This window comes from Bacillus sp. CDB3 (assembly GCF_002081505.1).
Taxonomy (GTDB): domain Bacteria; phylum Bacillota; class Bacilli; order Bacillales; family Bacillaceae_G; genus Bacillus_A; species Bacillus_A cereus_AT.
In genome coordinates, this window is the sequence record NZ_ALBR01000032.1 from 1 (window position 1) to 7266 (window position 7266).

The window sequence follows — 7266 nt, forward strand, 5'->3', positions numbered from 1 at the left end:
AAAGTGAAAATTTTTAATTTTGATTAAAATGCGTATATTTCAAAGGGTTTTTTAAAGGATACATTGTATGGATTGGATAATAAATAGAACGTGGGGGTGTCTAATGAAGTATATGAATAGAATGGCAGGTGTTATGCTAACAATTTTATTAGTTATTACTGCTTGTTCTAATGGGGAGCAAATAAAAGAAATATCACATATTGAACCTGGGGCTTTTAAAAAATATACGGGGACATACGTTGGAAATAATTCCGACGTTATTGCGATTGTTACAAACTTACCTGGTGGTGAAACAGTTCAAAGTTTAAATTTAGAAAATGAAAATATTAAAGTAGAATATGGTGCAAAAGAGAATGGAAATCTTACAGAAGAAATGATTGAGACGTATTGGTTTGATGGGAAGGATACGATGAAGAAGAATTTTCTCTTTAATGCTATTTATCTTGCAGTTTTAGTACCAAATGCGAAAGGGTATGAGTTTCAGGTTGAAAATCAAAGTTTTGCATTGAAGAGAGAAGAACTTTTACCCATACTTTATAAAAAATTTAATGATTTGCCAAAGGATGATCTTATATGGGATAAGGGAATCGTAATGAACTTCTTTTACGGTAATCAAGAAAAAATAGAAAAGCTAGTTAATAATAAAGATTTTCGGAAACAATTTTTTAATGAACATCCTGTGCGGGGATCTAAGTGATATGGAGGAAGATGGGGTTATTTCACGATTGAAAATACGAACATTTTTTAAAGGGAGTCATTCATTATCGAATGATTCTTTTTTTGATGAAAATTATGGAAAAAATCAAAACGACGTGCTATGGTTAGTTACATAAGTAATGAACCTATGAACCTAAGGTGGTGAAATCGTGAAACCTACTCTAGAACAAAATAAGTTAATATACATACAAATTGCAGAAACCATTGAATCTGATATTTTAAAAGACATATTGCTTGAAGAAGAACAAGTTCCATCGACAAATCAATTTGCGAAGATGTTGCAAATTAATCCGGCTACAGCTGCAAAAGGAGTAAATCTACTAGTAGATGAGGGGATTTTATATAAAAAGAGAGGGATCGGGATGTTTGTTGCAAAGGGAGCAAAAGAAGTCGTACTAAAAAAAAGACAAAATACTTTTATGACCGAGTATTTACCTAAAGTGTGGGAAGAAGCAAAAGTACTAGAAATATCAAAAGACGAATTGATGGACATGATACACAAAATTACGAAGGAGGGGAAAGAGTAATGTTTGCACTTGAAACGAAAGATTTAACGAAAAAATATAAAAAGAAACTAGCTGTAAATGAAGTAACAATTTCATTGGAAGAACATAAAATATATGGTTTGCTTGGAAGAAACGGAGCGGGGAAAACAACATTATTAAACCTTCTTGCTGGTCAAATTATTTCAAGTAGTGGAAGCGTAGCTGTATTTGGCGAAAATGTATTTGAAAATAGTAAAGCGATGCAAAATATTTGTTTTGTTAAAGTGAAAGAAGCTGCATATCTAAATAATAAAGTTAAAGAGATTTTTAATTTCTGTAACATGTTTTATAAAAACTGGGATCAAGAGTTTGCTGAAGAACTTGCTAGGAAATTTCAACTTAATTTGAAAGAAAAATACCATAAATTATCACACGGAATGCAAACAGTCGTAGGAATTATTCAAGGACTAGCAAGTAGGGCACCAATTACTATTTTTGATGAGCCGACTACCGGTTTAGATGCAGCACATCGAGAGTTGTTTTATAGTTTGCTATTAGAAGATTACGGTGAGTATCCCCGAACAATTATATTATCAACACATTTAGTAGAAGAAGTAACCCATGTAATTGAAGATGTAATCATCATAAAAGAAGGAAGACTAGTTGTTCAATCATCAGTGGAAGATATATTACAACAGGGGCATATAATTTCAGGACAAAAAGATAAAGTAGATGCATTTTCGATTAATAAAAAAGTTATAAATCGAGAAGTTTATGGAAATAAGGGCATTGCTGTTATATGGGAAGAACTTACTAATGAAGATTATTACTCTCTTGAAAAAGAAGAATTAGAAGTTGATAAAATTACATTACAAAAACTATTTATTCACATAACTGGTGGTGAAGTGAAATGACGATGTTAATGAAGCAGTTGAAGTTACATATAAATTTTCATTATAATGCATTTATTATATTTTGGATTGCAGCATTACTTATAAAAGGAATAACAAGTGCAATGGATTTAAAAGGAATAAAGGAAGGATTTTTACAACATATTTTAAGTAATCCTTCGATTGTAATTATATTTTTTATAGTAGTAAGCTCTTTCATTATACAGGATGATCTGTTTCGTTTAGCTGTTTCGTTTGGAGTAACGAGGTTAGAGTTTTTCATTGGATCAGTTTTCTATATTATATTACAGGCTGCGGCTTTCTCATTCCTTCAAGTGATTCTTTTACAAAATACATTGTACAGTACAACAAATACTAGTCTAGGAGAACACTCAGTAGAACAGTTTATTGTACAACTATTATTGTATGTTACAATAGCAACTTTCTTTCAAGTAGCAGTAGTAATTAAGAAACGGTTTAAGTGGATTGGTCTTATGGTAGGAGGAACACTTTTTATATCATTGAATAGTGTGCTTTATGGTGAAGTAGGAATACAGGATTTAAATTCTACATCTAATCTATCTTTAATAGATATTCCATATTTTACTGTCATTTCAATTGGATTAACTGTCGTCTATATCGTGACTAGCGGTATATTCATTCGAAAAGTATCATTTGAGTAAACGATTTAAAGTGTAATTAAATATATACTTTGGGAGAGGAGGAAAAATAAATGGGAGATACATCTTCACTAATAACAGTCTTTTTATGTGTTGCACTGTTAATATTTTGGCGTCGTTTTCGCTCTATGTATAAGCCGATAAAGGGAGAGGGAAAACGTATTTTGTGGCCATTACTATTTTTAATACCGGGTATTTTATTGTTTTTTGGTCCAGTACATCCAGCTATATTACAAGTAACTATAGCAATAATAATTGGGGTTCTTTTCGCAATCCCACTTATATTTTTAACAAGCTATGAGCGAAGAGAAGACGGAAACATTTATACGAAAAAAAGTGCTGCCTTTTTAATTACTTTTATCGGAATTGTTATTTTAAGATATAGTTCAAGACAATATATTGTTGGCTTAGCTCCGCAAACAATTGGTTTATTATTTTACGTCGTTGCAATATCATATATTATTCCGTGGAGAATTGCTTGTTATATAAAGTTCAGGAAAGTTTGGCGGGAAAATAATAATCATGCTATATGAAAACTTCTCATTTGAGAAGTTTTTTATTTTTCTATGTAAGTGAAATAACTTGTTGAAGTGCAAGCTACCATGCAATGTGATAAATATAAAAAAATTGAGGAGAGTGGGGGGATATAAAAATGCGTACAATTTTACTTTTTCTAAATAACATGTCTACTGATGAGATAGAAAGTATTCGAGAAATACACGATCCTTTATTTGGTTTAATTCCTCCTCACATAACAATTGTATTTCCTTTTGAAAGTAATATTTCAAATGATGAATTGAAATCACATATTTCGAATCTGGCAAAAGGGATAGGTACAATTGAGATTAAGTTTGCAAGTGGTGTAACTAGTATAGGAGACTATTTATTTTTAGAAATTGAGCAAGGAAAAGAACAAATAGCAGAGCTACATGATAAATTATATACAGGACCATTACTACCACTTTTGAGAATAGACATTCCGTGCATACCCCATGTAACAGTCGGAAGAAAAGAAAGCTCGCAGTTAGCTACTGAACTAGCAAGGGATCTTCCTTGTTTTCATAAGAAGCTACACTGTGTAATCGATAGAATTAGTGTGGAACGTATTGGGGAGAACGGAGAATCAATTATTGAATTTGAAGTACCATTATAAAAAAGCTGACAAAAGTCAGCTTTTTTATTTCGTACCATGAAGTAAAGCACCAATCGCACCACTATAACCGCCGTCTCGTAAAAAGACTGGTATTTTGTTTTGATATTCTGTATAGCTATTAATAATATTTTGAAGATGTACGTTATTACATAGAGTAGAACCGATGTAAATGATATGGTCAATATTTTTCGCTTCGGCGAATTGAAGACTTAATGCTGTGACGACTTCACCGACAAGTCCTTGAACGGTAGCTAGTACATCTGAACTACTATAATTTGAGTCTGTAATGGTCGCTTTTCCAAAATTGCTAGCAGTTAAGTTGTTATCAATAGGGGAGAGAATACCGCCATAAATATCTCCAACCGTAATATCTAGACTTTTTCTTGATCCTATATTCGTAAGTGGTAGCACATCTTCAAAATGATCTATATTTGTTAATAGTTTTGAAAGACCCATAATTGTTCCGCCGCCAACTCCAGTTCCACCAGCGCGAATGTATTGTTTGTCGTGAACGTAGTGAATGGAAGTACCTGTACCGATATTTGTTAGGACAAAGTTCTGTAAAGCACGTTTTTCTTCTTTTAGTATGAAGCGTACTCCCCCTAATGTAGCTTCGAACTCGTTTAATCCTACTATTTTAAATGAACCTGAAAGTAGTTCTTCTAACTGTTTAGCTTTGCCACCTGTAATGCATAACTGTGTAATTGAATTATGATTTTGAAGCCATTCTTTAACTCTTTCTTGTTCATATGAATAAAATTTTTCGAAACATAGTTCTTTCTCCAAGTTAAAGTAAGCAATCTTCGTTAATGTTCCCCCAGCATCAATACCAACAACATTCCGCATTTTCCTACTCCTTACTATGTAATCTGTTTAATCAGCTTGATATATTAATAGCTTTTCAATGGTAACAATTGATTGACCGTTTACAGAGGCAATTCCTTTCCCAAGTATAAAACCGCGTCTGTTACGTGTTAATTCATAATGTAAGTCAAGTTTGTCACCGGGATACGCATTTGCATGAAATTCCACCCCATCTAATGAGGAGAGGAAACCTAGTCCTTCAGATCCACCTGTACTCACAAAGGCACTAAGTTGCGCTAGTGCTTCTACAATTAACATATGAGGCATATAGTTTTGATTGTTATTAATAAACCACTCATTATTTGTAATCAGTTTGTATCCTGTAGCTGATTGAGATTCTGTAATGCTTGTAATTTTATCGATCATTAAAAATGGATAGCTATGGGGAAGAGTATCTTTAATATTCATATCGTACCTCCAGGAATAATAATACCCCTGCTAAAGTTAAGCAGGGGAGTTATTATTAATTTTCAACTAATTCCGCTACTTTTTCAATAGAGAAAATACCACTATTTTTAATGTTTTCAACTGCTTCTTGCAATACTACTTTATCTTGAACTAGTGCAATACGTACAAAGCCTTCGCCGTGAGGACCAAATGCATGACCTGGTGTGACAACGACATTCGCACGATCCATAAGTGCATAAGCAAACTCTAGAGAGGTCCATCCTTTCGGGATTTCAGCCCAAACGAACATACTTCCAGCTGGTTTATCGACATTCCAACCAAATTGGCGGAATCCATCTACTAAAGTATCTCTACGTTCTTGGTAAATTCCACGGTTTTTCTCGCAAAACGAAGCGCCGTGTCGTAATGCAGCGGATGCAGCTTTTTGAATTGGTAAAAACACGCCGTAATCTGTATTAGACTTAAATTGCGTAAGCGCACCGACGATTTCTTCGTTACCAATCATATAACCAATACGGCTACCAGCTAAACTATAACTTTTAGATAAAGAATTAATTTCAACGCCAACTTCTTTTGCGCCAGGTACAGATAAGAAGCTAATTGGCTTTTGGCCATCAAAATAAAATTCAGCATAAGCAAAATCATGGACAACGATAATATTATGTTTTTTCGCGAATGCGATTACCTCTTTAAAGAAATCTTCATGAGCCATTGCTGGAACTGGATTTCCTGGGAAGTTCAAAATCATCATCTTCGCTTTATTGGCAATTTCTTCAGGGATAACTTCTAAGTTAGGTAAGAAATCATTTTCTTTCTTTAATGGCATGTAGTAAGATGTTGCGCCGGCCATTTGAATTCCTGTTTCATAAGCCGTATATCCTGGATCAGGAACTAATATAATATCACCCGGATTTGCAAAAACCATCGGTAAATGAACGAGGCCGTCTTGTGAACCCATTAATAATAAAACTTCTTTTTCAGCATTTAATATAACGTTATGAGTGTTGTTGTAATATTCAGTTACAGCTTCGTGAAATTCTTGTATGCCTGTTAATGTGTATCCATAGCTTTCTTTTTCACTCGCCGTATGTACCATTGCTTCTCTTACGAAATCAGCAGGAGGCATATCGGGATTCCCGATACTTAAATCAATCATTTTATGACCTGCTGCAATTTTCTCTTTTTTATAGGCCCCTAATTCACTAAATATAGAAGAATGGAATGCTTTCATTCTAGTTGCTAACGTGTAAGTCATCAAAACCCCTCCTAAAAACAGTGTTTTCTTTCTGCGTTTTTAATTATTCTGAAAACACATGTTTACATTTTATCATTTTTTTATGAAAATTAAAACGATTGACAAATTTAGAGGGAGGGATTGGAATAAATGTCATACTTCACAAGGTGGTTATTCTTCCAATTTTTCTAGAAGAGGGTGGCTATATGATAGATCAGCTAACTTAAAAGTTTATTACATATTTCATCTCATATCATTTAAGAGGTTTTGTAGTTTTTGTTAATAAAATCTCGCATGTTTTGAATGAAAAAGAACACGAAAAACATACCTAATATGCCGCTTATCCAATAGTATGAATTTCCTGTAGTGAATTTTTCATAAAATGAAATAGCGTTCCATATGATAAGGGCTACTGAACAAATTGTTGATATAATTAAAGAACTTAAGCTTTTCAAAATAAGCACCTCACAGTAATTTGTTTTATTATATAATTTTACATTCAAATTAAAAGATTTAAAAAGGAAATATATTTTTAGAGGAAGACGTCTAAAATGAAATAACGCAGAAAATACATTCTGCGCTTTTGTAGTACTTGAAAGTTGCTGAATTCTAATAGTTAATTATTTACTTTTTTATATGTACATATTTTCTCAGCATTCATGAAGTATACATTTAATTTATTATCGACAACTTTTATAGATTGATCTGATGTAAACGAGTTACCGTAATCAATGTGATACACGTTAGAGTTTTTACTTAAACAGNCTTTCTTATAAATAACTTCTTTTTTACTTTTTCGTTTGTTAGTGTCGACTCTTCCTTACCTTAACGGTTT

10 protein-coding genes are annotated in these 7266 nt (G+C 32.8%); 6 read left to right on the plus strand and 4 right to left on the minus strand.

The features are described 5' to 3' along the window. Positions 1 to 103 precede the first annotated feature (103 nt). From CDB3_RS09910 to CDB3_RS09935, 6 genes are all read left to right on the plus strand, one after another. Complete coding sequence (locus CDB3_RS09910) at positions 104 to 697, plus strand: DUF4825 domain-containing protein (protein ID WP_128854343.1); 594 nt, start codon at positions 104 to 106, stop codon at positions 695 to 697. Positions 698 to 866: 169 nt separating this feature from the next. Beyond that, positions 867 to 1244, plus strand: coding sequence for a GntR family transcriptional regulator (locus CDB3_RS09915; protein ID WP_128854344.1), 378 nt, complete (start codon positions 867 to 869; stop codon positions 1242 to 1244). Then, complete coding sequence (locus CDB3_RS09920; protein WP_128854345.1) at positions 1244 to 2116, plus strand: ABC transporter ATP-binding protein; 873 nt, start codon at positions 1244 to 1246, stop codon at positions 2114 to 2116. Before CDB3_RS09915 ends, CDB3_RS09920 begins: the two co-directional genes overlap by 1 nt. Then, positions 2113 to 2775, plus strand: coding sequence for a DUF4052 family protein (locus CDB3_RS09925; RefSeq protein ID WP_128854346.1), 663 nt, complete (start codon positions 2113 to 2115; stop codon positions 2773 to 2775). The genes CDB3_RS09920 and CDB3_RS09925 overlap by 4 nt, the downstream gene beginning before the upstream one ends. Positions 2776 to 2825: 50 nt before the next feature. Further along, a complete protein-coding gene (locus CDB3_RS09930) occupies positions 2826 to 3305 on the plus strand; it encodes a CcdC family protein (RefSeq protein WP_128854347.1) in 480 nt (159 codons plus the stop codon). Positions 3306 to 3424: 119 nt separating this feature from the next. Next, positions 3425 to 3925 carry a 2'-5' RNA ligase family protein gene (locus tag CDB3_RS09935; RefSeq protein ID WP_128854348.1) on the plus strand — a complete coding sequence of 167 codons (501 nt, stop codon included), beginning with the start codon at positions 3425 to 3427 and terminating at the stop codon, positions 3923 to 3925. A 24-nt stretch (positions 3926 to 3949) separates the two neighbouring features. Here CDB3_RS09935 and coaW read toward each other — a convergent pair whose 3' ends face one another. The 4 genes from coaW to CDB3_RS09955 all read right to left on the minus strand — a co-directional run bounded on the left by coaW (position 3950) and on the right by CDB3_RS09955 (position 6886). Next, complete coding sequence (coaW, locus tag CDB3_RS09940; protein ID WP_128854349.1) at positions 3950 to 4771, minus strand: type II pantothenate kinase; 822 nt, start codon at positions 4769 to 4771, stop codon at positions 3950 to 3952. Positions 4772 to 4798: 27 nt separating this feature from the next. Then, complete coding sequence (locus CDB3_RS09945) at positions 4799 to 5197, minus strand: 3-hydroxyacyl-ACP dehydratase FabZ family protein (protein WP_128854350.1); 399 nt, start codon at positions 5195 to 5197, stop codon at positions 4799 to 4801. 55 nt (positions 5198 to 5252) lie between these two features. Further along, positions 5253 to 6452: an LL-diaminopimelate aminotransferase gene (locus tag CDB3_RS09950; RefSeq protein ID WP_128854351.1), complete on the minus strand. Its 1200-nt coding sequence runs from the start codon at positions 6450 to 6452 to the stop codon at positions 5253 to 5255. A gap of 236 nt (positions 6453 to 6688) precedes the next feature. Next, positions 6689 to 6886 carry a DMT family transporter gene (locus CDB3_RS09955; protein WP_128854352.1) on the minus strand — a complete coding sequence of 66 codons (198 nt, stop codon included), beginning with the start codon at positions 6884 to 6886 and terminating at the stop codon, positions 6689 to 6691. Positions 6887 to 7266 lie beyond the last annotated feature (380 nt).

Excerpts from the sequence above, each read along its gene's own strand:
- CDB3_RS09920 (WP_128854345.1), top strand. The coding sequence starts at position 1,244 with ATGTTTGCACTTGAAACGAAAGATTTAACGAAAAAATATAAAAAGAAA.
- CDB3_RS09910 (WP_128854343.1), top strand. The coding sequence starts at position 104 with ATGAAGTATATGAATAGAATGGCAGGTGTTATGCTAACAATTTTATTA.
- CDB3_RS09930 (WP_128854347.1), top strand. The coding sequence starts at position 2,826 with ATGGGAGATACATCTTCACTAATAACAGTCTTTTTATGTGTTGCACTG.
- CDB3_RS09935 (WP_128854348.1), top strand. The coding sequence starts at position 3,425 with ATGCGTACAATTTTACTTTTTCTAAATAACATGTCTACTGATGAGATA.
- CDB3_RS09925 (WP_128854346.1), top strand. The coding sequence starts at position 2,113 with ATGACGATGTTAATGAAGCAGTTGAAGTTACATATAAATTTTCATTAT.
- CDB3_RS09950 (WP_128854351.1), bottom strand. The coding sequence starts at position 6,452 with ATGACTTACACGTTAGCAACTAGAATGAAAGCATTCCATTCTTCTATA.
- coaW (WP_128854349.1), bottom strand. The coding sequence starts at position 4,771 with ATGCGGAATGTTGTTGGTATTGATGCTGGGGGAACATTAACGAAGATT.
- CDB3_RS09945 (WP_128854350.1), bottom strand. The coding sequence starts at position 5,197 with ATGAATATTAAAGATACTCTTCCCCATAGCTATCCATTTTTAATGATC.